This is a genomic window from Janthinobacterium sp. FW305-129, from assembly GCF_020858115.1.
Lineage (GTDB): Bacteria > Pseudomonadota > Gammaproteobacteria > Burkholderiales > Burkholderiaceae_D > Janthinobacterium.
In genome coordinates, this window is the sequence record NZ_JACYMM010000044.1 from 1 (window position 1) to 835 (window position 835).

Annotated in this window: 2 protein-coding genes; both read right to left on the reverse strand. The window is 62.2% G+C overall.

The genetic code is table 11. The annotated features are described in order from the left end of the window. The coding region (locus tag IGS61_RS27725; protein WP_230542503.1) for a 5-deoxy-glucuronate isomerase at nucleotides 1-275 on the reverse strand (275 nt) is incomplete at its 3' end. Then, nucleotides 272-835, reverse strand: a 564-nt coding sequence (locus IGS61_RS27730) for a TIM barrel protein (protein WP_230542504.1), incomplete at its 5' end; no start/stop codon positions are given. The genes IGS61_RS27730 and IGS61_RS27725, both read right to left, overlap by 4 nt.

An 835-nucleotide genomic window follows, 5' to 3' on the forward strand; every position in this document is an offset into this window, starting at 1 on the left:
TGTGTTTCCAGCGGCACATACACGGCATAGGGCGAGACGTCTTCAAAAACGCTGGCGCGCTTGCCGATGCCTTCCCATACGTGATCGCCCGCCTGCACGGTGACCGTGCCCGTCAGCACGACGAGGCACAGCTCGCGGCTGCCCGTCTCCAGGCTGATGTGTTCGCCGGCCTGCAACCTGTGCGCGGCAAAGCCCACGTGCGTCCAGCCGGCCGACGCCGGTGTCACCTCGACGATGGTGGAACCGGACTTTGCTTTGACCAGCAGCGGGCTCATGCCGCCTCCCTGCCCAGGCGCGGAATCGCATCGACCAATTGCGCCAGGTAATCGTGGCCCATCTTCGCGTATTGATAGCTGGGCGCCACGGCCGGGTCTTGCTCCGCCTCCACCACCAGCCAGCCTTCATAGCCGTGCAGATACAAGCGCGTCAGGATGGCCGGGAAGTCGATGCAGCCATCGCCCGGCACGCTGAAGGCGCCATTGATCACGGCCTGCAAAAAACTCCAGTGGCCATTTCTCGCCAGTTTCACCACATTCGGGCGCACGTCCTTGCAATGCACGTGGCAGATGCGTTCGATGTGTTTATTCAGCACCGCCAACGCGTCGCCGCCGGCAAAGGTGATATGACCCGTATCAAACAACAAGCCGACTTCCGGCCCCGTCAAGGCCATCAGTTGATCCACGTCAGCGGGCGTTTCCACGTAGGCGCCCATGTGATGGTGGTAGGCCAGCCTTACACCGTTATCGAGCAAGTGCTTCGCAAAGGCCGTGAGTTTATCGGCGTAGTCCTGCCACTGCTGCTGCGTCTGGAAGCGGGGGCGTTTGTACAGCGGACG